Genomic DNA, 24,938 nt, shown 5'->3' on the forward strand with positions numbered 1-24,938 from the left:
TATTCTCCTGCCCAGTTGTATCAGATCACAGTCGCCGGATGCCAGCGGTTGGTGCGCTGATTTGCATCGAGCATCGGCGTTTGACGCAATCGCATCGTAAATTTCCAAAATTCCAATCTACCTTCTGAGAGTCATTATGCCCCGCTTTGACGACATGGAATTTACGCGGTATGACGAAGAGGAGGCGCTGCGCCGCTATACGGAGGAACGTGAGCGTGAGGAGGAGGACGAGCGCAGGAAAAAGAACGAAAGAATCGAGGCCATGTATGAAGACGATCGTCGCCGGAATGACGAGGAAGACGATGAGAAACGCGACCGTGAGTCCGAAAGTCGCGGTCACAAGACGAGAACGCCGGAGGAATCGGCACGTATTGGCCGCTCTAATGCTCTGATTGTTAAAGGTCTTCTAACAGTGGCTGCCGCAGCGGTGGGAGCGTGTTTGACGCTCGTTGTTGCGGCTGTTGCAGAGAATGTACGTCAAACGCCCAAGCGCGGGTAATCACTGACAGGCCACACCGGAAGGATTGCCGCAGCTATTTTTGCTTTAGCTGCGCCGACGCCTCCCATGTTCACGGCTCTCAGTCACGGAACGCTATTTATCACAGAGGACGACATTGCAACGAAATTTTGGACACGATCAAGGCTGGTGGCAGCGAACATCAGACGCCAGCAATGATAAGCCTTCGGCGAGTGCCTAGGTCGTCACGATCTTGCAACAAATGCCACGGAATCCTACTTTGGCTGACCCCACGAAAAATTTCGTCTGATCCTACGCGCTTGCCGCCGCCGAACTAAGATAAATATAGACAAGCAATTATCAAAAAATTGACTTGCGCTTCTCAATAAAAAGGAAAAAACAGCGCATGTACATCACATCAAATCACGTGAAAATCGCCGTTGACAGGCTCGGCGGCCCCACCAAGACTGCCCATGCCTGCGCGGTCAGTAACGCCACGGTTCATTTGTGGCTGAACGCAGGTCGGATTCCAAACATCGACAAGGCTCTAGTCGTCGCAAAGGCGGCCGGAATGGACGTACAGTTGCTGCGAGGGACGAGATGAACGACAAACTCATCCAAGCGAAAGCACAGGCGCTCGTTCAAGAAGGAATCGCCCTATATAGCGGAGGTGACCGTCGTCATCCGAATAGAGAGCTCAACAGCGGCACCGTTCACGAACTCAGCCACCAACAGGTAGTGCAAGGCGTCATTGCGCTGCTCCTTCAATGCAATATCGCCTCCGGTTCGGCGGGGGATATCGACCTCTACAAGCTCAATAGCCTGTACCTGCGAGAGCTAGATGTGCGTCGGAAGGTCAATGAAATTCTACAAGGGCGGCGCTTGTAACGTGAACGGGGGCAGTGTCTCGCCCCCTTAGAGCAATGAAGGCCGGATAGCGAGCACGCAGTGGTTAGCTGTCCGATTTGCTCGCCTCGTTAGGTAGCATCGTTTTTGACATTCCGTCCAGCTTGTCAATAAGCATGCTTGTTTGCAAGTGACTATATCGTTTCAGGCATTGCATCGTCCGGTGCCCGGAAATCGCGGCCACTTCGATAAGGTTGAACCCACCTTCTACCAAAGAGCTAATGCGCTCGTGCCGAAGATCGTGGAATCGTAGATCTTGCAGAAACGGATCCCGTGCCAGATCGTCGAGTGCCGATCCGGCATTGTTCTTGTCAAGTTCATATGTTTGTCTGGCACGCTTAACCGCTCGCTGGAATGCGGCCGATAGACTCGTGCCGTTCTTTGAGAAAAGTTTTCCATCCACCCGAAGGGGAAGGGCAGCGATGGTGCGGGTCGCTTCTCGGGACAGTGGAACAGTTCGTGTATCGCCGTTCTTGGTGAGAGGGAGCCAGACCACCCTTTTTTCGAGGTCGACAAATCGCCATTCCAAACTGAGAATTTCGGAGCGGCGCATGCCAGTCTCCAGAGCAATACGAATCATTGCCTGGAGGTCTGGCGAGAAGCGAGCGGCGTGGAGTAAGTAGCCGAGCTCTTTAGGGGCGACGCGGCGCTCCCTCGGCTTACTATTTGAGGGTTTGCGAATCTGGCTCATCGGGTTTGTTTCAAGCAACATCCAGTCACGGCAGCACGCAGTCAGCACCGCAGACAGACAATCCAAATACCGACGGGCGCTAGCCGGTGCAAGCGAGGATCGAAGGAGTTTGTCCCGTTCGGCGACAAGATCTTGGCGGGTTATCGTGTCTACACGGCGCTTCGCAAGCGCTGCGATTTTCCAATACTTCAGAAGATATTGCTCGGAGTCCCGCCCTCGTTTGATAGGTAGGATTTCGGCGGTGTACCGGTCGATTGCATCTGCCAGCGTGAGCTTCAGTGATATCGTAGCTCGAAGCCTTTGCTCCACCACGCCGCACGCAAACAATACCTTCTGCTGTGCCTCCCAGCGTTGTGCCTCGACTTCAGTATCGAAGCTTTGAGTGACAGTGTGTCCCTTGGCGGTAACGCGTACTTGAAATTTTTTGCCGTGACGACGAATGCTCATTGTTTTGGCCTTTTGGACAAGGCTTGGACAAGAACAAACTGAAACCGCGAGAACCCCAGTCAGCTAAGGCTATGGGCAAGGTCTCGAACCGCATCATCAACGAAGTGCGTGGCCTGAACCGGGTGGTGTACGACATCTCGGGCAAGCCGCCTGCGACGATCGAGTGGGAGTAATCCCCCGTCCGGCATGGACCGGCACGAAAGAACGGTAAGTCACTGCCAAGCCCGCGTAACTGCGGGCTTTTTTCATCTGCGCGACAGTCCGCGATCGGTCATCAACCCGGTCCATCACTCGCGGCGGCAAGCAGCGGTACCAGCACATCGCTGATCGGCGTGGCGATGCCGTGAATTCTGCCGCGACGTGAAATGATCGCGTTGCGCACCGCCCATTCGAGCGGCCTTCCGGCGACCCGATCCGTAAGGATCGACGTGCCCATGTCGGCGGGCGCCGCCTGAAACTTGTCCAGAATCGCTTGCGGCACCTCGTCGCCAAGTTCAGCGCCCTCCGCCCGCGCGACCGCCAGACATTCCTGCAGATAGTCCAGCGTGAGCCGTGCGATATCGGATCGAGCGAACATGCCCGAACGACGCTGCGTAAGCGCCATGAGCCCCGCGGCGGCGTTTTGCAGCAGCTTGCGCCACGCGAGAGACCGGAAATCGGCCGCCAGTTCCACCGAACAGAATGTGCCTTGCAATGCCCGCGCTACCACGCGGGAAGCCGATGTGTCCGGCACGGTGATGCGTACGTCGCCGCGCAAGCGTACCGAACCATCGGATTGCGCCTGCGCGGGAAACCACACAACGGCCGGCACGATCCCGTCGTGCTGGACGTGCCGGACGTGCCGGAGGTAGGGGGCAACCGTCTCCAACTGTTCCACGCCGTTTTGCAGAACGCACACAACCGTATCCGGACCGACCAGCGCCGCAAGCCAGTCCTTCGCCGCGTGGGTCTGCGTCGCCTTGACCGCAAGCAATACCAGATCAGCTCTGCGCTCGACCTTGCTGGGATTCGTATGGATGGGACCGGGGACGGTGATGGTGCGATCTCCGTCATGCAACGTCAGATGATCGCGAGACGTACGCCCGCACAACATCGGCGTTCGACCGGCGTCGTGTAGCGCAGCCGCAATCGTGGTGCCGATGGCCCCCGGTCCAACGACGGCGACGGATGTCAGGGTTTCAGTATTCATCAAAGCGCTCCTTGGGTTTCGTTGCACCGCGCTCGCTCGCGCAGCGGTTGTGTGCTCTCCATTCGCTGTGTAACATATTACAAATGAATTCTGATAATTGTAATGAAATTTCAGGCGAGGGCGACCGCCTCGGACAGTGGCTGGGGAGCATTCAGGCCCGCAGTGGCGGTCTCGCGGCCAGCGAAGCCAAGGTGGTCGCGCTATTGCTGGCCGATCCGTTGTTCGTCGGCGCGAGCACGGCTGCGCAGGTGGCGGCCCGTGCGGGCGTATCGCCACCAAGCGTGGTGCGAGCTGCACGGGCGATCGGGTTCGGCGGCTTCACCGAACTCAAGATCGAGATCGCCCGCGCACGCGGCACTACGCGGTTCTTCGCGCCACCCGAAGCTCTGGGTGCCGACGCGACGTCCGCCGCCGTGCTGGAAACCTCGATTCGCGCAGGCACGGACGCCCTGACCGCACTTGGCGGCGCAGTCGAACTCGCTGCGCTCGACAAGGCGGTCGATACGATCCTCGCCGCGCGACAGGTGATGGCGTTCGGGGCCGGCCCGTCATCGACGGTCGCCGCCGATGCCGTTTTTCGGCTACGTGCGGTAGGGGTGACGACGATCAGCATTCCGGACCATCTGTCGGCCATGATCGCAACGCGCCTGTTCGGACCCGGCGACGTCGTCATTGCCGTCAGCTCCACCGGGCGAACGGCCACGACGCTTGCCGTCGCCGATTCGGCGGCGTCTGCCGGCGCCACGCTCATTGCCATTACCAACCAGTACGGCACGCCGCTGGCCAACCTTGCCGACGTTGCTCTGGTCGTCGGCGGTGCGCCGCTACCGGCGCAGATGGCCGCCGCGGGCAGCCGGCTGGCCCAACTCGTTGTCGTCGACGCACTGGTCGCGGCGATTGCGTTGCGTGACCCGGCTCGCAGCCGAAGGGCAGAGCGGGCAGGCATCGACCTGCCCGATATCGACTGATGCAACCCGCCATCGTGGCCATGGTGCTGGCCGCAGCGCTCGCCCATGCGGTATGGAATCTCGCCTCGAAGTACAAGCGAGGGAATACCGTGCTGTTCGTCTGGGCCTACACCTGCGTCTCGACGATGTGGTGTGTGCCGATCGGCGTTGCCCTCATGGCAAGAGACCACCAGACGCTCGACTGGCGGCTTGCCGTGGCGGCTGCGGTTTCGGCAGCGTTGCACATTGCGTACTCGAAGACCTTGCAGGACGGGTACGACCGCGCTGAGCTCGGCGTGGTGTATCCGATCGCTCGCGGCACGGCGCCCATGCTCACGATGCTGGTTGCCGTCGCGCTGATGGGAGAGAGGCTGCGGGCCATGGCGCTGATTGGCGCGTTGCTCATCGTTGCCGGGATGCTTGTTGTCACCGGCAACCCTTTCAGGAGCGGTAGCCGCCGACCGCTGCAGGGCGTCTTGTGGGGCGCCGCCACCGGCACCACCATCGCGAGCTACACCCTCTGGGACAGCTACTCGGTCACCGTGTGGCATCTGGCGCCTGTCAGCTACTACGCCTGTACGCTGCTGTTGCAGAGCTTGATGCTAGCGCCTGTCGCGTTGCGGCATCGGCATCAGATCTCAGCGACACTGCGCGCCGACGCGGTACCGATTCTCATCGTGGCGATGTGTTCGCCGCTGGCCTACATCCTGGTGCTGACGGCCATGCAAACTGCCCCGGTGGCGCTGGTCGCGCCTTTGCGGGAGTCGTCGATCGTGGTCGGGGCGCTGCTCGCCTATCGGCTCTTCCGCGAAAACCATCTCGCTCGTCGTATCGTCGGCGCGATGGTCGTACTGGCCGGAATCGTGGCGATCAGCTGGAATTGACCGCGCCTCAGGCCTTTGACGGCTGGCCCGTATTCGCTTCTCGAAACCACGCCACCAGAAAGTCCGCCAGTGCCCGTGTCTTCGCAGGCAGGTGACGCTTGGTCGGATAGACGAGTTTGATGTCGGCGGCAGGCAGCGACCAGTCGGTCATCACGGCGCACAACTGACCGGATGCGAGATACGGCTGGATGTCCCACATCGAGCGCAGCAGAATGCCTTGCCCGTCGAGCGCCCAGACGGTGGCGGCGGCACCATCGTTCGTGCTCAGCATGCCGCGCACCTTGACGGTTTCCTCACGATGCGCTTGCCGAAAGTGCCACGTGCCGTAAGTCTCGTCACTCTCCCGAATCACGATACATCGATGGGTGAGCAGGTCGGACGGCAGCATCGGCTCGCCCGCCGATGCCAGGTACCCAGGTGAGGCGCAGAGCACTCGCGCGTTGGCCATCAACGGCCTTGCCGTCAGACGGGAATCCGGTAAATCGCCAAACCGGATCGCCGCATCGAAACCCTGCTCGACGAGATTCACCGCGCGATCCGTCAGGTGCAATTGCACTTCCACCTCGGGATAGGCACGCGCAAACGCCGAGAGCGCCGGCGCGATATGGGCGCGCCCGAAGCCCAGTGTGGCCGCAAGCCGAAGCAGACCGCGCGGCGATGCCTGTGCGCCCGAGACGGCATGCTCCAAGGCGTCGAGTTCGCCGAGCACGCGAGCGCCATCGAGCAGGTACATCTCGCCTTCCGGCGTGAGGCTGATGCGTCGTGTCGTACGATGCAGCAATCGCACCCCGAGTCGATGCTCCAGTTGCGCCAGCCGACGACTCACCGCCGGCGGCGTGATCCCCATCTGCTGGGCCGCGGCCGCCATGCTGCCTTCCTTCATGAGTGTCATGAAAAAACGCAGATCGGAAAAACCGTCCACTGACATGTCGATTCGTGCATCAGGTTTAAGAATGAAGTGATTCTGAGTCACTTTATGTCGTTTTGCATCAGATATAGGATGTGCATGACCGCCGGTCGTGGATGGCGACCGCTCCGAACCTGATGTCAGCAAAGGGACTATGACTAGCCAAGCACTCTTTCCGGGATTTACCGCCTACCGGTTGCCGACGCCGGACGGTCAGCATATTCATGCGCTCACCGGCGGCAGCGGCCCTGCGTTGCTGATGCTGCACGGGCATCCGCAAACGTCCGCCATCTGGCACAAGGTCGCGCCCCGGCTCGCGCAGCATTTCACGCTGGTGCTGGCGGATCTGCGCGGGTACGGCGATTCGGCGAAACCGGTCGGCGACGCGCAACATCTGGCTTACAGCAAGCGCGTCATGGCGCAGGACATGGTCGCGACGATGCGGGCGTTGGGTCATGCGACATTCTCGGTGCTGGCGCATGACCGGGGCGCGCGCGTCGCCCATCGCCTCGCGGCGGACCATCCGGACGCGGTCGATCGCATGGTACTGCTCGACATTGCGCCGACGCTCGCGATGTACGAGCAGGCCAGCGACGCGTTCGCTCGCGCCTACTGGCACTGGTTCTTCCTGATTCAGCCGTCACCGCTGCCCGAGCGTCTCATCGAGGCAGATCCTGCGGCGTACTTGCGTGATGTGATGGGCCGTCGCAGTGCGGGACTGGCCCCGTTCGACCCCCGTGCGCTGGCGGAGTATCAGCGTTGTTTGTCGTTGCCGGGGGCAGCACATGGCGTATGCGAGGATTATCGTGCGGCCGCCACGATCGACCTCGAACACGACCGTGAGGATCGCGACACGGGACGCCGCATCGACATGCCCGTGCTGGCGCTATGGGGGGAGGAGGGTGTCGTGCACCGATGCTTCAAACCGCTGGCGGAGTGGCAACGCGTGGCGTCCGATGTGCGTGGCCATCCGTTGCCCTGCGGTCACTACATTGCGGAGGAGGCGCCCGACGCGCTGTTGGCGGACGTGCTGCCGTTCTTGCTTCAGGGCCGGGAAGCGCAGGCCCTGTGTTGATCTATCCGTTCCGAACGACGACGTCGACGAAGATGGCGACGAGGGCGGCGAGGGCCACGATAGTCACGGATTGGCCTGCCCGGGCCGCCTTCTCGGTCAGCGTGCTCAGATCGAGCGCGTCAGGCCACCGTCGACGCGAATGTTCTGGCCGGTAATGTACCCGCTGCCCTCTGAAGCGAGGAACGCCACCGTTGCGGCAATTTCTTCGGCTTTGCCGTAACGCTGCATCGGCACGCTCTCACGGCGCACTTCCTGCTGCGGCAGGCTATCGATCCAGCCCGGCAGAATGTTGTTCATGCGCACGTTGTCCTTCGCATATTTGTCCGCGAAGAGTTTGGTGAACGACGCGAGTCCGGCACGGAACACGGCGGAGGTCGGAAACATCTCGCTGGGTTCGAACGCCCATGCGGTCGAGATATTGACGATGGCGCCCGCACGTTGCTGTTGCATGATCGGCGTCACCAGTCGTGTCGGCCGGATCACGTTCATCAGATACGTGTCCATGCCGCGATGCCAGTCGTCGTCGCTGATCTCGAGAATGCCGGCGCGCGGACCGTGCCCCGCGCTGTTGACCAGCACATCGATTCGTCCCCAGCGTTGCATGGCGAGATCGACGAGCGCCTTCAGGTCATCGTTCGACTGATTCGACCCTGTCACCCCCACGCCGCCCAGTTCGGCGGCCAGGGCTTCGCCCTTGCCGGAGGACGACAGAATGCCGACCTTGAAACCATCCGCCGCCAAACGCCGCGCCGCCGCGGCACCCATGCCGCTGCCACCCGCCGTCACCAACGCCACTTTTTCTACTGTCATGCTGATACCCTCCGGATACGCTGGCACTCACCCGATCGGTGGCCAGATAGCGTAAAACTTCGCGTGAAACCTCTCGTGAAACCTGCGCAACAGCGTAACATTGCGACGCACACCCGACGCATCAGATTTCAACGCTTTATCCAGTAGAAAAATTACACCATGACAGAGCCGATCGGCCGCCTGCCATCACTGAATGCGTTGCGGGCCTTCGAGGCAGCCAGTCGTCATCTCAACTTCCGGCTCGCGGCCGAGGAACTGGGGGTGACGCAGGGCGCCGTCGCCCAGCAAGTGCGCGGACTCGAAGCGGAGTTGGGGATGAAGCTGTTCGAGCGGCATCCGCGCGCACTGTCGCTGACCGACAATGGGCGACGCTATGCCGGTGGTGTACGGCGTGCCTTCGAGATGCTGGCGGAAGCGACGCAGACCTTGCGCCCGGAACCGTTGCGTCTGACGATCAGCGTAACGCCCACGTTCGCGTCGAAATGGCTCATCCCGCGTCTGCCCGCGTTTCTGGAGGCGCATCCCGATATCGATTTACGCATCCTCGCGACCGACCGCCTGTCGCAATTTCATGCCGACGCCGTCGATCTGGCCGTTCGCTACGGACGACCGCCGTGGGGGAGCGGTCTGATCGTCGAGCCGCTCTTCGATGAGGTGCAGATTGCCGTGGCCTCGCCAAGCGCGATCGCCTCGGCAGGGCATCCCGGCGAGACTGCGAGCCTGCAAGGCCATGCGTTGCTTCATGACGCGCACAACGCATGGTCGCAGTTCCTTGAGCTCGCATTACCGAACGTTACGCTGTCCACCGCGAAGAACGTCCGCTTCAATCAGACTGCGCTCGCCATTGATGCTGCGGTGGCAGGTCAAGGGCTGGCGCTCGCGCATCGGGACTTCGTGGCGACGGACCTCGCCGCCGGTCGTCTCGTCCGACTGTTCGACACCGAACTGCGCACCGGGGCGGGTTTCTTCATCGTGTATCCGCGTCGCGCACGCCATGCTGCGCAGATCGCCAACGTTCACGAATGGCTTTTGCGGCAAGCGACGGCGACGCGTTAGCGGCGGGCGCCTTCCAGGGCTGCCGAGTTGCGCCGGGCGAAGCCGTGTCGGCTCGCGGCGAATGTCACACCCCACGCAGCCAGCGCAAGGATCGCCAGCATCGGCGGCATTGCCAGCGCCCCCCAGGTCGACAGTACGGCGGCGCCGAGTACACCGCTACCCGCAAACGACAGATTGAAGACGGTGACCAGCATCGATTGCGCCACGTTTTCGTGCTCGCCCGCCGCGTTGCCCAACGCAGTTTGCAGGACGGTCGGCGCGCCACTGAAGCTCAACCCCCAGAACACCGCGCCCACCAGGAGCACCGGCCAGGAGGTGGGCCAGAGCATGAACGCGACGATGACTGCGGTAAAGGTCGCGAGCGCCGTCAGGGCGAGCGTGCGCAGCCAACGGTCGACCCACAGACCGATCCCCCAGGTGCCCCCGAGCGTGGCAAGGCCGAACGTCGTGAGCATCGTTGCAAGGTGTGCACTCATGCCGACGGCGGCGAGAAAGGGTGCGATGTACGTGTAAAGCGTGTAGTGCGCGACGACCCACAGCAGGACCACGGCAAGCACCGGGCGCACGCCGGGCATGCGGAGGACGTCCGGAAGTCCGTGCTTAGGTTCGTGCTTAGGTTCGTGCTGTCCCGAGATCCGGGAGGAAGACGGATCGTCGACATGCCCGCGCGGCGCTGGCACATCCGGCACGATCAGCAGCATCCATCCCACCATCACCAGTGCGAGCGCCGACAAGCCGCCGAACACCCAGCGCCAACCGATCCACTGGCCGAGCGCGGTCGCCGCCGGTACGCCGACGGCAAGGGCCAGTGGTATGCCGAGCATGGCGAACGCGAGTGCGCGCCCCTGATGGGCCGGGCTCACGAGGCGTCGTGCGTACGTCGCAATCTCGCTCCATGCAAGTCCCGTGGCCAGACCGACGACGAAGCGCGCGGCAAGCGTCAATGTGAAGTCAGGAGAAGCTGCCGTCACTGCATTGCACAACGCAAAGCCGAGCAGCGCGACGACGAGCACGGTTCGACGTGACCAGCGACGCAGCAATATCGTGAGGGGCACCGCGCCGAGACCGGCGCCCAACGCGCAAAGCGTCACCATCTGGCCCGCCCACGATTCGGTGACGTGAAAGCCCTGCGCCAATTGCGGAAGCAGGCCGGCGGGCACCGTCTCGTTTGCGGCGGCGATGAACGTCGCCAGCATCAGCGCGACAAGCGACGCCCAGGGTGTGGTGTCGGCGCGGGATTCGACGCCGGCAGCGGGTGGGGTGGGGGGTGTGGAAGTGGTCGAAGCTGAAGAGGCTGACATGGTGATCGCCAAACGAATGTCCGCGATGGGACGATGCGACGTAGTCTGCCGATGCGCACCACATTTGATAATCTGTCTCGAATTTGAATGACTTTCAAATCTGGATGAAGAATGGCAACTGACCGACTGGGCGACATGCGCTTGTTCACCATGGCGGCGACGCTGGGGAGCCTTTCTGCGGCTGGCCGCAAGCTGGGACTGTCGCCTGCGGCAGCGAGTGCACGGCTGGCGAAGCTGGAGGCGTCGTTACACACGCGTCTGTTCATGCGCACCACCCGGCAGTTGCGTCTCACGGAGGAAGGGCGCGTGTATCTGTCGCATTGCCTCGTAGCGTTGCAGGCCATCGATGACGGGGAGGCGGCGCTTCAGGCAGGGTGCGCGGCCATTCGCGGCAAGATCCGTTTGTCTGCGTCGACCGACTTCGGCACGCACACGCTCTCTCCCTGGCTCGATGCGTTCGTCGAGCGCTATCCGGACATTCGGCTGTCGCTCACGCTCACGGACTCCATTTCGAATCTCGTGCAAGACGATGTCGACCTGGCGATCCGTTTCAGCGAGCCGGACGACGGCACGCTCGTGGCGCGCCGCCTGGCGCCGATGTGCCGGGTGTTGTGCGCGTCACCAGCGTATCTGGCGCGCTATGGAGAACCCATGACGCCCGAGGCACTCTCGGCCCACCGATTCATCGTGCTGGTGACATCGACCGGCCCGCTCAACGAGTTCCATTTCCGCCGTGACGAAGCGACGTGGCAGTTCACCGTGCCCATGGCACAGGCATGGGAGACGAATGACGGCACCACGGCGCGCCGCTGGGCGCTCGACGGGCGCGGGATCGTTCGGAAAACGCTTTGGGATGCCGCGCACGACGTACGTGCCGGTCGGCTCAAGATCGTGCTGCCGGAATACACCGCGAAGGAGGCGGGCGTGTACGCGGTGCGGCACCGTACGCGCTACATGGCGCCACGTGTGCGCGCCTTGCTCGACTTCCTGATCGAGCGCTTTGCGAACGAGTCGGCCGCGTGGCCCGACATTGATACTTGCCAAGTGTGACTTCATGTCATCATACGGCATGGCCCAGATCCCGCTCTTCCCGCTCGGCAACGCCTTGTTTCCCGCTGGGGTGTTGCATTTGCGCATCTTCGAGGTGCGCTATCTCGACATGATCAAGCGATGCCTTGCCGATGGCACTGAGTTTGGTGTCGTGGTGTTGCGCCAGGGCAGTGAAGTGCGTTTGCCGGACAGCGTGGAAGAACCCGCGATGATCGGCACGATGGCGCGCATCGAGGACTGGCGCGCGCCCATGCCGGCCTTGCTCGAACTGGTGTGCCGAGGCACGACCAAGTTCCGGCTCTCGTCCGTGGCGCTCGGCAAGTACGGTTTGTGGATGGGCGAAGCGCAGATGTTGCCCGACGACGCGGGCGTTGCGATCCCCGACACGCTTCAGATCAGTGCCGATACGCTGGGCAAACTGATCGCCGGGTTGCAGCGCGATCCCGCACGTGCGGCAAAGCTGCCGCTGGCGCCGCCGTATCGGCTGGACGAGTGTGGCTGGGTTGCCGACCGCTGGGCCGAGTTGCTGCCATTGCCGGCGCATGAGAAGGAGACGCTGCTGGGCATCGACGACCCGGTCGCGCGGCTTGCCCGCATTCAGGCATTTCTGACCGATCACGGCGTCTTGTCCTGAAGCCGATCAGCCGATCGGCGGGTGATCGGATAAGCGGGACTTCGTCAATCCCGGCCGGACAGGCGATAATGTCGCCTGCCGCGTTTTTCCCCATGTTTTCCCCATGCCGTCGCGACACGCGACGGCATCGTCACACACATTCATGACAGTCCAGATCAACGAAGAACTCAAGGCGTACATCGATCCGCTCACGCCTGACGAATACGCTGCGCTCGAACAGAGTCTGCTTGCCGAAGGGTGCCGTGACGCGCTAGTCCTGTGGGGCGACGTGCTGGTCGACGGTCACAACCGCTACGAAATCTGCCGCAAGCACGGTATCGAGTTCCGCACGGTCCAGAATCCGTCGTTCAGGTCGATGGAAGACGTGCATCTGTGGATGATCGACAACCATCTGGGACGCCGCAGCGTATCCGACTATCAGCGCGGCGTGCTGGCGCTGCGCAAGAAAACGATTCTGGAAGCGCGCGACGCATCCATCGCGACCGCGGATCCGGCAGACGCTGCGCAGGCTGCACCCATCGCGAGCGATGTCCCGGACAGGCTGGCCACGGATGGCGCGAAGTCGTCGATTCCGGCACACACCATGGCGCTCACGCGCGCGGCGCTGGCCCGCGCGGCGCGCCTGTCGAGCAACACCCTGGGACAGATCGAGCAGATCCATACCGCCGCGGCGCCCGAACTCGTCGAGGCGGTCAAGCGCGGCGAAGTCTCGATCAATGCCGCCGCGGCCGTGTCGACCCTGCCTCAGGCCGCCCAGGTCGCAGCCGTCGTTGCGGGAAAGCAGGAATTGCGCGAACTGGCGCGCTCTGTGCGTGAGGCGCGTCCGGTCAAGCCGCGCAAGAAGAAGGAAGAGGAGATCGCCGAGGAAGACGACGGCACGCCGCCGTGGGACACCACGGCCGATCCGTCCGAGGAGTTGACGCGACTCTCCCGTGAACTCAAGGCGATGACGGCCGAGCGCGACGCGCTCAAGAAGAAGGTCGCCCATCTGACCATTGCGCTGGCCGAGGCGCGCGCGAGCAAGTAAGGCGCGTTGGCGTCAGTCCGGTGACGAACGTGACCGGAGGGCAGCATGAGCGCGATCTCGGCATGACATCCCATGACGCGAGGCGTACCGGAATGCGGTACGCCTCGATTGTCATGGGCCCCCGCACCAATGCGCATGGGGCACTTTCACTGACGTTACGCCGCGCGCCCGCCCAGATACAACTCCCGCACTTTCTCGTCCGCCAGCAGGGCGTTCGCGGCCCCGGTCAATGCCACGGCGCCCATCGAGAGCACGTAGGCGCGATCCGAAATCCGGAGCGCTTCCATCGCGTTCTGTTCGACCATCAGGATCGTCACATTCTCCTGATCGCGCACGCGCACGATGGCGTCGAACACTTCATGCAAGACCTTGGGCGACAGCCCGGCAGACGGTTCGTCGAGCAGCAGCAGACGCGGGCGCGGCATCAACGCCCGCGCGAGCGCGAGAATCTGACGCTCACCGCCCGACATCGAGGCCGCCGGGGCATTGCGCTTGCGCCCGAGCACGGGATATAGCTCGCACAACTCGTCGATACGTGCGGCACATGCGCTCTCGCTCAGGTAATGCCCGCCGACCTGCAGGTTTTCGCGAATCGTCAGCGTGCCGAAAACGTTGTCCGTCTGCGGGACGAATCCGACGCCGCACTGGCGGATCTTGCGGTGCACCGGCACCTGCGACACGTCGGCCGCTTCGAGCACGATACGGCCCGCGCGTGGGAGCACGAACCCCGCGATGGTCTTGAGCAGGGTCGACTTTCCGCACCCGTTCGGGCCGAGCAGCGTGACGATCTCACGCGATTCGGCATGCAACGTCATTCCTTTGAGGATGTCGACCTCGGCGGTGTAGCCCGCCACGACATTGTCGATCTCGATCATGCGCACTCCATTTCACCGATGCTGGCGCTCGGGGACGCGCTGTGCGCACCGCCGCCGAGATACGCCTGCAAGACGCGTTCGTTGGACGACAGCTCGTCCGGATGGCAACTGGCTACGATGTGCCCGCGATCGAGCACGATGCATCGCGTACACAGCTCACGGATGAAGTGCATGTCGTGCTCCACGACAACGAGCGTCATGCCTTGCGCATTCAGCCGTTTGAGCGCGGCCACAATGTCGCGGCGGAGATTCGGATGCACCCCTGCGGTCGGTTCGTCGAGCATCACCATTCGGGGCGAGCCCATCAGCGCGCAGACGATGCCGAGCAACTTTTTCTGTCCGCCCGACAGGGCGCTCGACGGCAGATCGCGCACCGGCGTGAGGAGCAACGCGTCGAGCAGCGCGCTTGCCTTGGCGTGGGCGGCGGCTTCGGCCTCGCGCGCCCCACGCGTGCGCAGCAACGTGGAGAACACCCCGTGGTGTGCTGTGGCAGCCGCCATCGCGACTTCCATGACCGACATGCGCGCAGGCATCGACGGCAACTGAAACGTACGGGCGACCCCTTGCGCTACGATCCTGTCGGCGCGCAGCGTATCGATGCGATGGGCATCGAGCGCGATGCTGCCCGCGTCCAGACTCTCGAAGCCGGTAATCGTGTTGAGCAGGGTGCTTTTGCCCGAGCCGTTGGGGCCGAGCAGCCCTACGATTTCACCGGGCATGACGTCGAACGTGACGTCCTGAAGCACCTTGTTGCCGCCAAACGCCTTGGCGACGGAACGGACTTCGAGCAACGGTTTGACGGGATGTGTCATGCCATCTTCCTCAGTTTTTCGGGCACGAGTCCCTCGCTGCGCCACATCAGACAGGCGAGCAGGATCAGACCGATGACGCCCAGACGCAGCGCGCCGGCGCTGTCCGAGCTGAAATGCAGATAGTCCTTGGCGAACGGGACCAGCGTGTAGGCGCCTTGCACGACCGCCGTTCCGACGAGCACGCCCCAGACGTTGCCGATGCCGCCGATCATGAGAATGGTCCACAGCGCGAACGTCTCCGACGAGAGCAGATAGTCGGGGCCGGTGAAGCTCATGTAATGCGCGTAGAGCGAGCCGGCGATGGCCGTCACGGCGGCGCTGGTCATCACGGCCCGCGACTTGAGCGAACGCAGGTTGTAGCCGAAACATGCGGCCAGCTTCGGTTCTTCGCGCATGACCCGCAGGGCGCGTCCGAAGCGACCGTCCGCGAGCCGCTTCGTCAGCCACGTGAACGCGCCGAGCACGGCGAGCACAAGTGCGAGGAACGCCAGCGTGTCGTACGGGCGGGGGAGGGAGTCGAAGAGCATCGGAATCGGGCTGATGCCGTTGGCTCCGCCGGTGAGCCAACCCTCGTTCGTGGCGACGGTGCGCAGAATTTCCGCCACCGCAAGCGTGGCGATTCCCCAGTAGTCTGCGCCGAGCTGACGTCCGAGTCGGGCGATGCCGGCACCGAGGGCCACGGCGAGAACGACGCCGATGGCCATGCCGGTCAGCGGCGAGCCACCCGCCTGAATCGTGATGCCGGTCGCGTAGGCCCCGAGTCCCGCAAACGCGATGTGACCAAAGTTGAGCAGGCCGGCATAGCCCGCTTGCAGGTTCAGGCCGAGCGCCATGATCCCGTAGATGCCAGCCACCGTGAGCGTGGCGACGATGAATTCAAACACGGCGCACCTCGCGATCAAACAACCCGTAGGGTTTGAAGAGCAGTGCCAGCAGCAGGATGAGGAACGCGCCGGCGTTGATGTAGCCGACCGGCAGGAAGGCGACCGCCTTGCCCAGCATCGGCCCGAAATTCAGATTGGTGACGAGGGTTTCCGTGAGCGCGATCAGCAGCGCACCGGCAACGGCACCCAGCGGATTGCCCAGACCACCGAGAATGGCGGCGGCAAACACGGGCAGCAGCATGTCGTTGCCCAGTTGCACGTGGGCGCCGGCCGAGAGCGCCAGCAACCCGCCGCCGAGACCGGCCACGGCCCCCGACGCGAACGTTACGCCTCGCGTGATCCATTCGGCGTTGAGCCCCGACGCGGCCGCCAGTGCCGGGTTGGTGGCGAGTGCCCGCATGGCGCGTCCGGCGCGAGTGTAGAAGAGCATCAGTGCGAACACGACAAGCAGTCCGAGCGTCGTCGACACCGAATAGAGCTGAACGTGCGTCACGCGTGCATCGCCGATCACCATCGGTTGCGTGAGGGGCAGATTGAACATCTTTGGAAACGAGCCCGCAACGCCCTGGCACACGGCGATGACGAGCATCGACACGGCGAGCGAGCCAATCATCGCGATGGCGGGACCACCGCGCAGCAGCTTGCGGAAGACGAGGCGGTGCATGGCGAGCGTGAGGGCGCCGGTGGCGACCGCCGCAATGGCGAGCGACATCACGAGCGGCATGCCGAAGGCGAACATCGCATACGTGATGTAGGCCCCGGCCATCGCGTATTGCACATGCGCGATGTTGGGGAACTTGACGAGTCCGTAGACCATGGACAGCCCGAGGGCGACCAGAGCCAGGTCGGACGCGCGTAACAGCGTATCGACAAGGAGTTGGAGCATGAAAAAGGAATCCGCGGTAGAGCAATGGCGCTGACGAGCGCGCCGTGGGTGATGAGGTCTGTGCCGTATGCGCGGCAAATGACACACGACACATGTCACAAGACACGCGGCATCGGCAACGTCTGCAAGCACGTTGCCGATGGCGCTATCTCAGAACATCCCGGGCGCGCTCGGCGTCAACGTTGGCGAAGGTGAGGGCGTTCAGCGCGGCCCGACCTTGCCGTCGTACTTGAGCTTGGCGTATGGCGGGTCGATGCGCTGGCGGTCCGCGTCGAACGAAATCGGGCCCGTCACGCCGGCGAAGTTCTTGCCCACGTCCTTGAGGGCGGCCTGTACGGCAGCCGGTTGCGTCGACTTCGCCTTGTTGATGGCCGCCGCGGTGAGCATGACGGCGTCATACGCGTATCCCGTGTACGACGTCTTCGGTGCCTGACCGTATTTCGCCTGGAAGGCGTCGATATAGGCCTTGCCGTTCGCGCCCTGCACCGAACCGACTTCCATGCCGAGCTGGCCGTTGGCGATGTTCGCAGGCGTATCCGAGAGGCTCATCGAGAGCAGAATCGCGTACCACGGTTTCTGGCGCAGTCCGAGTTCGAACGCTTCGCGGTTGAGGACTGCCGATTCCTGTCCGTAGGCCGTATAGATGTAAGCGTCCGGGTTGCTGCGCGAGGCTTGCTGAAGCTCGCGGCGATACGTCGACTGGCCGGCGGTATAGAGCAGTTCCGTGGCGACCTTGCCGCCCAGCTTTTCGAATTCCTCGCGGAAACCGTGGGCGACGCCCTGACCGTAGGCATTGTTCGGCGCGATAAGCGCAACGTTGCGATAGCCGAGTGCCCAGGCGTCGGCAGCGGAGAACTTGTTCCCCAGATTTTCCAGGCCGATCAGGTTGAACGAGGTGGCGCCAAGGTCTTTGACCTTCACGCTGGTGCTCGCGATATTGATGTGCGTCACGCCTTCTTTCACGAGGTACTGCGCCATCGGCAGCGTAATGCCCGACGAGTATTCCCCGATGACGACCGGCACCTTATCGACGGTCGCCAGTTTGCGCGCCGCGTTCAATGCTGTCGTGGCATTGCCGCCGGAGTCTTCGACGATGACGTCGAACTTCTTGCCCATGACGCCGCCCTGCGCGTTCACCTTCTCGACGGCGAGGGCGACGGCGCGGCGGACGTCTTCACCCACGGTGGCGTTCGCCCCGGTAAGCGAGAGCACGGCGCCCATCTGGACGGCATCGTCCGCAGCATGTGCGTTCGAAGCAAAGGCGAGCGCCATGGCGGCGGGAACGATCAACTTACGAAGTTTCAATGACATGGTTTTTCCCCCGAAAAAAGTCAATGAAGAGTCAATAAAGAGTCAACGGAGCCAGCAAGACAATGCGTTGAACCGAAGACCGTGCGTCCACATGTCGGCGGCGACGCTCAGGCAAATTGCCGCCCGACGACCGTCGTCGTCGAAGCTGCGGTATCTCCTGATGGAACGGCGTTGTGCACCACGAAACGATGCAATTTTGGATCCAAAATAACATATTGGATCCAATGCTATATGATTGGATCCAGAATCGCAATGTGGGTAAAAAATATGCTCTAATCGCGCCATATGCGAACCCCCGGACCCCAAGCACTTCATCAGGCCATCCGCGACACGCTTCGAGACGAGATCTTGAGTGGCGTGCTCCCGGGTGGATTTCAATTGCGCCAGGAAGCGCTCGCGGAGCGTTTCAATTCCAGCCGGGTGCCCGTGCGCGAGGCGTTGCGCCAACTCGAAGCGGAAGGGTTGGTCGTGCATCACCTGAACCGTGGCGCCACCGTGGCGAGCATGAATCTCGAACAACTGTGCGAGATGCTCGACATTCGCGTGGCGCTCGAATGCCACGCGGCGAAGCTGGCCGTGCCGAACATGGCGGAGCGCGATTTTCAGGTCATGGAGCAGATCCTGGCCGACTACTCGGCGTCGGAAGTCGTCTCCGAATGGGCCGAGTACAACCGGCGTTTTCACCTGGCGCTGTCAGCGCCGGCGAACAACCGTCGCTTGCGGGTGTTGATCGAGGAGTATTGCTTGAATACCGATCGGTATTCGCATCTCGCGATGTCGCAGGCGACCGGCAAGGAGAAGCCACAGCAAGATCACTACGAGATTCTTGCCGCCTGTCGTCGGCGGGATGTGAGTGCCGTGGTATCGATGCTCGAAGCGCACATCCTCACCACACGCAACGAGATCAAGGCGATGGCGCGCGAGGACCTCGGTTTTCTGTCGCGTGCGGCCTTCTGAGCCCTGCCGCTGCGGGCCTCCCGCGGGTTCGGTCGGGCAGGGCGGCGGGCCGTCGCCCTGCGCGCGAAATATTTCGTAATACGCGGCGCTCGGGCATTGGGCGACGTCACCCCGAAGCCCATGGGCGGGCGTCGAAAGCGGTGCTATCGTGGGCGGCATCCACTCGTCGGAGGTGAGCGTCATGGCTGCCAGCCCCAATCGTTCCGCGCATTCTGCGAGCGCTGCGTCGGCGTCGCAGGCATCTGCCTCGAAAGTTGCTACCGTGATTCGTGTCACGAGCGGCAATTTCATGGAGATGTTCGACTTCTTCCTGTTCGGCTTCTACGCCACGTACATCTCCGCAACGTTCTTCCCGTCGGGCGACGAATTCGCGTCGCTCATGCTCACGTTCATGACCTTCGGGGCGGGCTTTCTGATGCGCCCGCTGGGCGCGATCATTCTCGGCGCCTACGTGGACCGTATCGGTCGGCGCCGAGGGCTGATCGTTACCTTGTCCATCATGGCGATGGGGACCATCCTCATCGCATTTGTGCCGGGATTCGCGACCATCGGCTATCTCGCGCCGGCGCTGGTTCTGGTCGGCCGGCTGTTGCAGGGTTTTTCGGCCGGTGTGGAGTTGGGCGGCGTCTCCGTCTATCTGTCGGAGATGGCGACCCCGGGTCACAAGGGGTTTTATGTCAGTTGGCAGTCGGCGAGTCAGCAGGTCGCGATCATCGTGGCTGCGCTCATCGGGTATCTGCTCAACAAGTGGATGGCGCCTGCGCAGGTGGCCGACTGGGGTTGGCGGATTCCGTTTTTCATCGGCTGCCTGATCGTGCCGGTGTTGTTCATGATCCGGCGTTCGTTGCAGGAAACGGAAGCGTTTCTGGCGCGCAAGCACCGACCGAGCACGCGCGAGATCTTCCGCTCGATCGTGCAGAACTGGGGGCTGGTGGTGGCGGGCACGATGCTCGTTGCCATGACGACCGTGTCGTTCTATCTGATCACTGTCTACACGCCGACCTTCGGTAAGTCGGTACTCAAGCTGTCGACGACCGATGCGCTCATCGTCACATTCTGCGTAGGGGTGTCGAACTTCTTCTGGCTGCCGGTGATGGGCGCGCTGTCCGACAGGGTCGGACGCCGGCCGCTGTTGGTCGTCTTCACCGTGCTGACGATTCTCACGGCTTATCCGGTCATGGCGTGGCTGGTCGTGACACCGACGTTCGGCAAAATGCTCGTCGTCGAACTGTGGCTCTCCTTCCTGTACGCGAGCTATAACGGCGCGATGGTGGTGGCGCTGACCGAGATCATGCCGGTGGACGTGCGCACGGCGGGGTTCTCGCTGGCGTACAGTCTGGCGACCGCGTTGTTCGGCGGCTTTACGCCGGCCGTGGCGACCGGGCTGATCGGCCTGACGGGCAACAAGGCGGCGCCGGGCTGGTGGATGACGTTCGCTGCCGTGTGCGGCCTGATCGCGACGCTGGTGCTGTACCGCAGGCGCAGCGTGTCGAATGCTGCCACGGTGTAAGTTCGTGGCGTTGCAACCCGTTGGCACCCGTCGATTTCCATTGACGAGCCCTGTGCGAAAATAGCGCATTGCCGATTTCGGCCAATTGCGCGGGGCGCGGTGTGTTCCTGGAAACGATCGGGAACGACCGGTGCGCTGCGGCTTTTCGTCAACGTTTCATGAATCGAGATTTACCCGCCACCGACGAGACCTACATGGCGCTGGCGCTTGCGCAGGCGCGTGCCGCGATGCAGCAGGGCGAAGTGCCCGTCGGCGCCGTGGTCGTTTGCAACGGCCAGGTCGTGGCGCTCGGACATAACTGTCCGGTCGGCGGCCACGATCCGTCTGCGCACGCCGAGATGCAGGCCCTGCGCGCGGCAGCGCAGGCGTTGGGCAACTACCGGCTGCCCGAGTGCGAACTGTTCGTGACGCTGGAGCCGTGTGTGATGTGCGCGGGCGCGATCATGCATGCGCGCATCAAGCGGGTCGTGTACGGTGCGGCCGACCCCAAAACGGGGGCCTGCGGCAGTGTGGTCGATCTGTTTGCAGAACCGCGTCTGAATCATCATGCCGAGGTTGTCGGCGGTGTCATGCGCGACGAATGTGTCGGCATTCTCCAGTCCTTCTTCAGCGAGCGGCGCGCGGCAGCCAGAGCGCGTCGGCTGGCTCAGGCGTCTGCTGCCGATGCGGCAGACGAATCCTCCGTCCCCCCATCGGAAGCTTCCAATTGACGCAGACAAAGCTTGTCGAACTGATTGCCCCCTCCGGCTATGCGCCGTTTCCCGATGTCGCGGCGCGCGGCATCGCGACGTTGGAGCGTCTGGGCTATACGGTAAGGAATCGCGAGGCGCTCGAGCGACGGTATTTGCGTTTCGCGGGCACGGACGAAGCACGCGCCGCCGAGATCAACCGTTTTGCCGATGGCAGCGCTGTGCTCCCGCAGATCGTGCTCGCCGTGCGCGGCGGCTATGGCGCGGTACACCTGCTTGATCGTCTCGACTACGGCAAGCTGCGTGATCGGCTATCCGGCGCGCCGGTGGCCATCGTGGGTCACAGCGACTTCACGGCATTGCAGTTGGCACTGCTCTCACAAGCGCATATCTCCACGTTTGCCGGGCCGATGTTGCTCGCAGACTTCGGCGCCGAGACGCTGAGCGAGTTCACGCTCCGGCAATTCGATGCCGTGTTGCATTCACCGAATCATGTCGTTCAGTGGACGGCTGACGGGGCCAGCGGCAATGTCGACGTCTCAGGCACCTTGTGGGGCGGCAATCTGGCCATGGTGTGCAGCCTGATCGGCACGCAATATCTGCCCTCGATCGAGGGTGGTGTGCTGTTCGTCGAAGATGTGAACGAGCCACCGTACCGTGTCGAGCGCATGCTGTATCAACTGCACCAGTCGGGCATTCTGGCGCGTCAGCAGGCGTTGGTGCTGGGCGACTTCTCGCAGTACCGGGTCACGGATTACGACAACGGTTACGACATGGCGACGATGATCGAGAGCATGCGGCGCGTCATCGGCATCCCGATCATCACGGATATGCCGTTCGGCCATTGCGCAGACAAGCTGACCTTACCCGTGGGGGGGCAGGCCAGATTGCAGACGTCGGCCACACAAGTCACGCTCACGCTTACGGGATATCCCTATATCGGCGCCTGACGGGATGGCTCAGCGCGCCCCGAGCGCCGTGGTGCATTGAAAGCGTTGGGAAGAGAAGCACGCCGGGTCGATTCGACGGCCCGGCGTGTTTTCTTTGTGACGGCCAGAAGGCGTCTTTTTTGCGTATGTTGAATGCGGCTTGACAGGCGATTAAAGAAAATGGCGGCGTGCGATGGTGGACTGTCGCGTGTCGCGACGGCGCTCGCCGATGAGAATGCGCACGGGTAGGGGGCAGGTGGCTGGGGCGACTATATGATTAAGCGCAGCCTGAATATCTGAATATGGCTATGTTTCGCCCCACCTTATTTGGCTAAACTTCTTCGATCGTTTCGCCATCTGAAGGATGCCAGGACATCATGGCCAGCAACACCACCAACTCGAAGGATTACCCGCGCGACCTCATCGGCTATGGCCGCCACGTGCCGTTTGCCGACTGGCCGGGCCGTGCGCGAATTGCCGTCCAGTTCGTGCTGAATTACGAAGAAGGCGGCGAAAACTGCGTCTTGCATGGCGATCGCGCCTCCGAGCAGTTCCTGTCCGAGATCATCGGTGCGGCCGCTTACGAGGCGCGTCACATGAGCATGGAATCGATCTACGAGTACGGATCGCGTGCCGGTGTGTGGCGCATCCTGCGCGAGTTCGAGCGACGCGGCCTGCCGCTGACCGTATTCGGTGTGGCGATGGCGATGCAGCGTCATCCGGAGGTGACGGCCGCATTCCAGGAACTGGGGCACGAGATCGCGTGCCACGGCTGGCGATGGATTCACTACCAGAACATGGACGAGGCGACCGAGCGCGAGCACATGCGCATCGCCATCGAGATCTTCAAGGAAATGACCGGCAGTGCGCCGCTTGGCTGGTACACGGGGCGTGACAGCCCCAATACGCGCCGTCTCGTGGTCGAGCAGGGCGGTTTCGTCTACGACGCCGACAATTACGGCGACGACCTGCCGTTCTGGACGCAGGTCGAGACCGGCAACGGCGACGTGAAGCCGCATCTGGTCGTGCCGTACACGCTCGATTCCAACGACATGCGTTTTGCCGCGCCGCAGGGTTTCAACACGGCCGACCACTTCTTCCATTACCTGCGCGATGCGTTCGACGTGCTGTACGCCGAGGGCGACGAGGCGCCGAAGATGCTGTCGATCGGCATGCATTGCCGTTTACTGGGGCGCCCGGGGCGTTTCGCCGCGTTGCAGCGCTTTCTCGATCACATCGAAAAGCATGACCGCGTGTGGGTGTGCCGCCGTATCGACGTGGCGCGGCACTGGCAGGAGCGCCACCCGTTCGTGGCGACGTGACGCGTTTGAATCGCTGGCGTGATTCGCAAGCTTGATCCGCAAGCTCGATTCACCCGTGATCGGGCGGTGCATGAACCGTTGTCTGCTGGCCGACCCTCTGCCGAGCGTGGCGGCCAAATCGAAAATTGAATCCGACAGGCGTCATCGGGCTGCACAGGGCGTGCAGCGGGGCGCCACCTTTGTTCTCCAGGAGAGCAGTGAATGAATGCCCCGTTGCCTATGACCCAACGAACCGTCGCCGAATTGTCCGCGCTGCCGCGCGCCGAATTCATTGCCGCGCTCGACGGCATTTTCGAGCACTCGCCGTGGGTGGCCGAAGCGGCTTGGGACGACCGTCCGTTCGCCACGGTCAACGCGCTGCATGACGCCATGTGCCAGGCCGTGATCGACGCCGGCGAGGCGCAGCAACTCGCGCTCATCCGCGCTCACCCGGAACTGGCCGGCAAAGCGGCCGTGCGTGGCGAGCTGACGGCCGAGTCGACCCGGGAACAGGCGGGCGCCGGCCTCGATCAGTGCAGCGAGCAGGAGTTCGCGCGCCTGACCGAACTCAACGACGCATACAAGGCCAAATTCGGCTTCCCGTACATTCTGGCGGTGCGTGGACACACGCGTAGCAGCATCATCGAAGACTTCGCCGCGCGACTGGAAAACAGCCGTGCGGACGAAATCGAGGCGTGTCTGCGTCAGATTTTCCGTATCGCCGGTTTCCGTTTGCAGGACCTCCTGCGCGACTGATCGGCGTCGCGCGCAGGCTTCGAATCCGTTTCAGACTTTTCAGAATCATCAGGAGTTGGCATGGCCCTCGCCCCGCAAGACCCGAACGCACCGGAATTCGTGCGCCGTTACGTCAATCTGGCCGACCCGCGTCTTGGCGCCCAGGCGCTCGTCGCCAGCGACGAATTCTTTGCGGCCAAGGAGCGCATGCTCAACCCCGAGCCTGCCGTCTTCATTCCCGGCAAATACGACGAGAACGGCAAGTGGATGGACGGCTGGGAGACGCGTCGCAAGCGCGTGAACGGCTACGACTGGTGCATCGTCAAGCTCGCGCGCCCGGGTGTGCTGTTCGGGGTCGATCTCGACACCAGCCATTTCACCGGCAACTTCCCGCCCGCCGCATCGCTCGAGGGCTGCTACAGCCCGAACGGCGCGCCGTCGGACTCGGCCGAATGGTTCGAGCTGCTGCCCTCGACTACATTGCAGGGCAACGCGCACCACTACCATGCCATTGCGCAGCAGCGCGCAGTCACGCACGTGCGCGTGAACCTTTACCCCGACGGCGGCCTCGCCCGCCTGCGCCTGTACGGTCTGCCGCAAAGCGACTGGGCCGCACGCTCGGGCGACGAACTCATCGATCTGATCGCGATGGAAAACGGCGGCTATGT

At 62.8% G+C, this 24,938-nt stretch carries 26 protein-coding genes and 2 pseudogenes; 18 read left to right on the forward strand and 10 right to left on the reverse strand.

From position 1 onward, the window contains the following. Positions 1-136: 136 nt before the first annotated feature. The 3 genes from PCA31118_RS19575 to PCA31118_RS19585 all read left to right on the forward strand — a co-directional run bounded on the left by PCA31118_RS19575 (position 137) and on the right by PCA31118_RS19585 (position 1,345). Positions 137-499 carry a hypothetical protein gene (locus PCA31118_RS19575; RefSeq protein ID WP_150626737.1) on the forward strand — a complete coding sequence of 121 codons (363 nt, stop codon included), beginning with the start codon at positions 137-139 and terminating at the stop codon, positions 497-499. A gap of 364 nt (positions 500-863) precedes the next feature. Continuing rightward, positions 864-1,061, forward strand: a complete 198-nt coding sequence (locus PCA31118_RS19580; RefSeq protein ID WP_150626738.1) for a helix-turn-helix domain-containing protein — start codon at positions 864-866, stop codon at positions 1,059-1,061. After that, positions 1,058-1,345: a hypothetical protein gene (locus PCA31118_RS19585; protein WP_150626739.1), complete on the forward strand. Its 288-nt coding sequence runs from the start codon at positions 1,058-1,060 to the stop codon at positions 1,343-1,345. Before PCA31118_RS19580 ends, PCA31118_RS19585 begins: the two co-directional genes overlap by 4 nt. 64 nt (positions 1,346-1,409) lie before the next feature. Here PCA31118_RS19585 and PCA31118_RS19590 read toward each other — a convergent pair whose 3' ends face one another. After that, on the reverse strand, positions 1,410-2,501 hold the full coding sequence (locus PCA31118_RS19590) for a tyrosine-type recombinase/integrase (protein WP_150626740.1): 1,092 nt from the start codon (positions 2,499-2,501) through the stop codon (positions 1,410-1,412). Between the two features lie 71 nt (positions 2,502-2,572). On the opposite strand from PCA31118_RS19590, the pseudogene PCA31118_RS19595 reads away from it, so the two are divergent. Next, positions 2,573-2,674, forward strand: a pseudogene (locus PCA31118_RS19595) (GMP synthase (glutamine-hydrolyzing)); the annotation flags it as partial. 101 nt (positions 2,675-2,775) lie between these two features. Here the strand turns inward: PCA31118_RS19595 and PCA31118_RS19600 are convergent. Continuing rightward, positions 2,776-3,690, reverse strand: coding sequence for an oxidoreductase (locus PCA31118_RS19600; RefSeq protein WP_150626741.1), 915 nt, complete (start codon positions 3,688-3,690; stop codon positions 2,776-2,778). Positions 3,691-3,773: 83 nt separating this feature from the next. Between PCA31118_RS19600 and PCA31118_RS19605 the strand changes: the two genes are divergently transcribed. Beyond that, positions 3,774-4,658 carry a MurR/RpiR family transcriptional regulator gene (locus PCA31118_RS19605; RefSeq protein ID WP_150626742.1) on the forward strand — a complete coding sequence of 295 codons (885 nt, stop codon included), beginning with the start codon at positions 3,774-3,776 and terminating at the stop codon, positions 4,656-4,658. After that, on the forward strand, positions 4,658-5,521 hold the full coding sequence (locus PCA31118_RS19610) for a DMT family transporter (RefSeq protein ID WP_150626743.1): 864 nt from the start codon (positions 4,658-4,660) through the stop codon (positions 5,519-5,521). The genes PCA31118_RS19605 and PCA31118_RS19610 overlap by 1 nt, the downstream gene beginning before the upstream one ends. Positions 5,522-5,528: 7 nt before the next feature. Here PCA31118_RS19610 and PCA31118_RS19615 read toward each other — a convergent pair whose 3' ends face one another. Continuing rightward, positions 5,529-6,443, reverse strand: coding sequence for a LysR family transcriptional regulator (locus PCA31118_RS19615; RefSeq protein WP_150626772.1), 915 nt, complete (start codon positions 6,441-6,443; stop codon positions 5,529-5,531). Positions 6,444-6,582: 139 nt separating this feature from the next. On the opposite strand from PCA31118_RS19615, the gene PCA31118_RS19620 reads away from it, so the two are divergent. Continuing rightward, positions 6,583-7,503 (forward strand): alpha/beta fold hydrolase, encoded by a 921-nt coding sequence (locus PCA31118_RS19620; protein ID WP_150626744.1) that lies wholly within the window; start codon positions 6,583-6,585, stop codon positions 7,501-7,503. A gap of 105 nt (positions 7,504-7,608) precedes the next feature. On the opposite strand, the gene PCA31118_RS19625 is transcribed toward PCA31118_RS19620, so the two are convergent. After that, positions 7,609-8,313, reverse strand: coding sequence for an SDR family oxidoreductase (locus PCA31118_RS19625; RefSeq protein ID WP_150626745.1), 705 nt, complete (start codon positions 8,311-8,313; stop codon positions 7,609-7,611). Positions 8,314-8,472: 159 nt separating this feature from the next. Between PCA31118_RS19625 and gcvA the strand changes: the two genes are divergently transcribed. Further along, positions 8,473-9,369: a transcriptional regulator GcvA gene (gene gcvA, locus PCA31118_RS19630; protein WP_174990537.1), complete on the forward strand. Its 897-nt coding sequence runs from the start codon at positions 8,473-8,475 to the stop codon at positions 9,367-9,369. Here the strand turns inward: gcvA and PCA31118_RS19635 are convergent. Then, positions 9,366-10,670, reverse strand: coding sequence for an MFS transporter (locus tag PCA31118_RS19635; protein WP_150626746.1), 1,305 nt, complete (start codon positions 10,668-10,670; stop codon positions 9,366-9,368). The two genes, gcvA and PCA31118_RS19635, sit on opposite strands and share 4 nt — an antisense overlap. A gap of 111 nt (positions 10,671-10,781) precedes the next feature. On the opposite strand from PCA31118_RS19635, the gene PCA31118_RS19640 reads away from it, so the two are divergent. From PCA31118_RS19640 to PCA31118_RS19650, 3 genes are all read left to right on the forward strand, one after another. After that, the gene (locus tag PCA31118_RS19640; protein WP_150626747.1) at positions 10,782-11,720 is read left to right on the forward strand and encodes a LysR family transcriptional regulator; all 939 of its coding nucleotides are present in this window, start codon (positions 10,782-10,784) and stop codon (positions 11,718-11,720) included. A gap of 19 nt (positions 11,721-11,739) precedes the next feature. Next, positions 11,740-12,354, forward strand: coding sequence for an LON peptidase substrate-binding domain-containing protein (locus tag PCA31118_RS19645; protein ID WP_150626774.1), 615 nt, complete (start codon positions 11,740-11,742; stop codon positions 12,352-12,354). A gap of 142 nt (positions 12,355-12,496) precedes the next feature. Then, entirely contained in the window at positions 12,497-13,381 is an 885-nt protein-coding gene (locus PCA31118_RS19650) for a ParB N-terminal domain-containing protein (RefSeq protein WP_150626748.1), read from the forward strand. 155 nt (positions 13,382-13,536) lie between these two features. Here PCA31118_RS19650 and PCA31118_RS19655 read toward each other — a convergent pair whose 3' ends face one another. From PCA31118_RS19655 to PCA31118_RS19675, 5 genes are all read right to left on the reverse strand, one after another. Further along, positions 13,537-14,256: an ABC transporter ATP-binding protein gene (locus PCA31118_RS19655; protein ID WP_150626749.1), complete on the reverse strand. Its 720-nt coding sequence runs from the start codon at positions 14,254-14,256 to the stop codon at positions 13,537-13,539. After that, positions 14,253-15,068: an ABC transporter ATP-binding protein gene (locus PCA31118_RS19660; RefSeq protein ID WP_150626750.1), complete on the reverse strand. Its 816-nt coding sequence runs from the start codon at positions 15,066-15,068 to the stop codon at positions 14,253-14,255. The genes PCA31118_RS19655 and PCA31118_RS19660 overlap by 4 nt, the downstream gene beginning before the upstream one ends. Then, positions 15,065-15,952, reverse strand: coding sequence for a branched-chain amino acid ABC transporter permease (locus PCA31118_RS19665; protein WP_150626751.1), 888 nt, complete (start codon positions 15,950-15,952; stop codon positions 15,065-15,067). The genes PCA31118_RS19660 and PCA31118_RS19665 overlap by 4 nt, the downstream gene beginning before the upstream one ends. Further along, positions 15,945-16,838: a branched-chain amino acid ABC transporter permease gene (locus PCA31118_RS19670; RefSeq protein ID WP_150626752.1), complete on the reverse strand. Its 894-nt coding sequence runs from the start codon at positions 16,836-16,838 to the stop codon at positions 15,945-15,947. Before PCA31118_RS19670 ends, PCA31118_RS19665 begins: the two co-directional genes overlap by 8 nt. A gap of 201 nt (positions 16,839-17,039) precedes the next feature. Beyond that, the gene (locus tag PCA31118_RS19675) at positions 17,040-18,149 is read right to left on the reverse strand and encodes an ABC transporter substrate-binding protein (protein ID WP_150626753.1); all 1,110 of its coding nucleotides are present in this window, start codon (positions 18,147-18,149) and stop codon (positions 17,040-17,042) included. A 285-nt stretch (positions 18,150-18,434) separates the two neighbouring features. Here PCA31118_RS19675 and PCA31118_RS19680 point away from each other — a divergent pair, with 285 nt between their 5' ends. The 7 genes and pseudogenes from PCA31118_RS19680 to PCA31118_RS19710 form a co-directional block, all read left to right on the forward strand. Continuing rightward, positions 18,435-19,106 carry a GntR family transcriptional regulator gene (locus PCA31118_RS19680; protein ID WP_150626754.1) on the forward strand — a complete coding sequence of 224 codons (672 nt, stop codon included), beginning with the start codon at positions 18,435-18,437 and terminating at the stop codon, positions 19,104-19,106. Between the two features lie 181 nt (positions 19,107-19,287). Then, the gene (gene tcuC / locus PCA31118_RS19685) at positions 19,288-20,616 is read left to right on the forward strand and encodes an MFS transporter (RefSeq protein ID WP_150626755.1); all 1,329 of its coding nucleotides are present in this window, start codon (positions 19,288-19,290) and stop codon (positions 20,614-20,616) included. Between the two features lie 158 nt (positions 20,617-20,774). Beyond that, complete coding sequence (tadA, locus tag PCA31118_RS19690; RefSeq protein WP_150626756.1) at positions 20,775-21,326, forward strand: tRNA adenosine(34) deaminase TadA; 552 nt, start codon at positions 20,775-20,777, stop codon at positions 21,324-21,326. Continuing rightward, on the forward strand, positions 21,323-22,255 hold the full coding sequence (ldcA, locus tag PCA31118_RS19695) for a muramoyltetrapeptide carboxypeptidase (RefSeq protein ID WP_150626757.1): 933 nt from the start codon (positions 21,323-21,325) through the stop codon (positions 22,253-22,255). The genes tadA and ldcA overlap by 4 nt, the downstream gene beginning before the upstream one ends. Positions 22,256-22,611: 356 nt before the next feature. Continuing rightward, complete coding sequence (puuE, locus tag PCA31118_RS19700; RefSeq protein ID WP_150626758.1) at positions 22,612-23,556, forward strand: allantoinase PuuE; 945 nt, start codon at positions 22,612-22,614, stop codon at positions 23,554-23,556. Between the two features lie 201 nt (positions 23,557-23,757). Next, positions 23,758-24,291, forward strand: coding sequence for a 2-oxo-4-hydroxy-4-carboxy-5-ureidoimidazoline decarboxylase (gene uraD, locus PCA31118_RS19705; protein WP_246190319.1), 534 nt, complete (start codon positions 23,758-23,760; stop codon positions 24,289-24,291). 60 nt (positions 24,292-24,351) lie between these two features. Continuing rightward, positions 24,352-24,938 (forward strand): annotated as a pseudogene (locus PCA31118_RS19710) (allantoicase); the annotation flags it as partial.

This window comes from Pandoraea captiosa (assembly GCF_902459775.1).
GTDB classification, from domain to species: Bacteria; Pseudomonadota; Gammaproteobacteria; order Burkholderiales; family Burkholderiaceae; genus Pandoraea; species Pandoraea captiosa.

Bases quoted from the DNA above. Each gene is read 5' to 3' on its own strand.
- PCA31118_RS19605 (WP_150626742.1), top strand. From the start codon at position 3,774: ATGAATTCTGATAATTGTAATGAAATTTCAGGCGAGGGCGACCGCCTC.
- PCA31118_RS19655 (WP_150626749.1), bottom strand. From the start codon at position 14,256: ATGATCGAGATCGACAATGTCGTGGCGGGCTACACCGCCGAGGTCGAC.
- gcvA (WP_174990537.1), top strand. From the start codon at position 8,473: ATGACAGAGCCGATCGGCCGCCTGCCATCACTGAATGCGTTGCGGGCC.
- PCA31118_RS19580 (WP_150626738.1), top strand. From the start codon at position 864: ATGTACATCACATCAAATCACGTGAAAATCGCCGTTGACAGGCTCGGC.
- tcuC (WP_150626755.1), top strand. From the start codon at position 19,288: ATGGCTGCCAGCCCCAATCGTTCCGCGCATTCTGCGAGCGCTGCGTCG.
- PCA31118_RS19680 (WP_150626754.1), top strand. From the start codon at position 18,435: ATGCGAACCCCCGGACCCCAAGCACTTCATCAGGCCATCCGCGACACG.
- PCA31118_RS19650 (WP_150626748.1), top strand. From the start codon at position 12,497: ATGACAGTCCAGATCAACGAAGAACTCAAGGCGTACATCGATCCGCTC.
- PCA31118_RS19590 (WP_150626740.1), bottom strand. From the start codon at position 2,501: ATGAGCATTCGTCGTCACGGCAAAAAATTTCAAGTACGCGTTACCGCC.
- PCA31118_RS19610 (WP_150626743.1), top strand. From the start codon at position 4,658: ATGCAACCCGCCATCGTGGCCATGGTGCTGGCCGCAGCGCTCGCCCAT.
- uraD (WP_246190319.1), top strand. From the start codon at position 23,758: ATGAATGCCCCGTTGCCTATGACCCAACGAACCGTCGCCGAATTGTCC.
- puuE (WP_150626758.1), top strand. From the start codon at position 22,612: ATGGCCAGCAACACCACCAACTCGAAGGATTACCCGCGCGACCTCATC.
- PCA31118_RS19670 (WP_150626752.1), bottom strand. From the start codon at position 16,838: ATGCTCCAACTCCTTGTCGATACGCTGTTACGCGCGTCCGACCTGGCT.
- PCA31118_RS19640 (WP_150626747.1), top strand. From the start codon at position 10,782: ATGGCAACTGACCGACTGGGCGACATGCGCTTGTTCACCATGGCGGCG.
- PCA31118_RS19620 (WP_150626744.1), top strand. From the start codon at position 6,583: ATGACTAGCCAAGCACTCTTTCCGGGATTTACCGCCTACCGGTTGCCG.
- PCA31118_RS19645 (WP_150626774.1), top strand. From the start codon at position 11,740: ATGGCCCAGATCCCGCTCTTCCCGCTCGGCAACGCCTTGTTTCCCGCT.
- PCA31118_RS19600 (WP_150626741.1), bottom strand. From the start codon at position 3,690: ATGAATACTGAAACCCTGACATCCGTCGCCGTCGTTGGACCGGGGGCC.
- PCA31118_RS19625 (WP_150626745.1), bottom strand. From the start codon at position 8,313: ATGACAGTAGAAAAAGTGGCGTTGGTGACGGCGGGTGGCAGCGGCATG.
- PCA31118_RS19575 (WP_150626737.1), top strand. From the start codon at position 137: ATGCCCCGCTTTGACGACATGGAATTTACGCGGTATGACGAAGAGGAG.
- PCA31118_RS19585 (WP_150626739.1), top strand. From the start codon at position 1,058: ATGAACGACAAACTCATCCAAGCGAAAGCACAGGCGCTCGTTCAAGAA.
- PCA31118_RS19635 (WP_150626746.1), bottom strand. From the start codon at position 10,670: ATGTCAGCCTCTTCAGCTTCGACCACTTCCACACCCCCCACCCCACCC.
- PCA31118_RS19660 (WP_150626750.1), bottom strand. From the start codon at position 15,068: ATGACACATCCCGTCAAACCGTTGCTCGAAGTCCGTTCCGTCGCCAAG.
- tadA (WP_150626756.1), top strand. From the start codon at position 20,775: ATGAATCGAGATTTACCCGCCACCGACGAGACCTACATGGCGCTGGCG.
- PCA31118_RS19675 (WP_150626753.1), bottom strand. From the start codon at position 18,149: ATGTCATTGAAACTTCGTAAGTTGATCGTTCCCGCCGCCATGGCGCTC.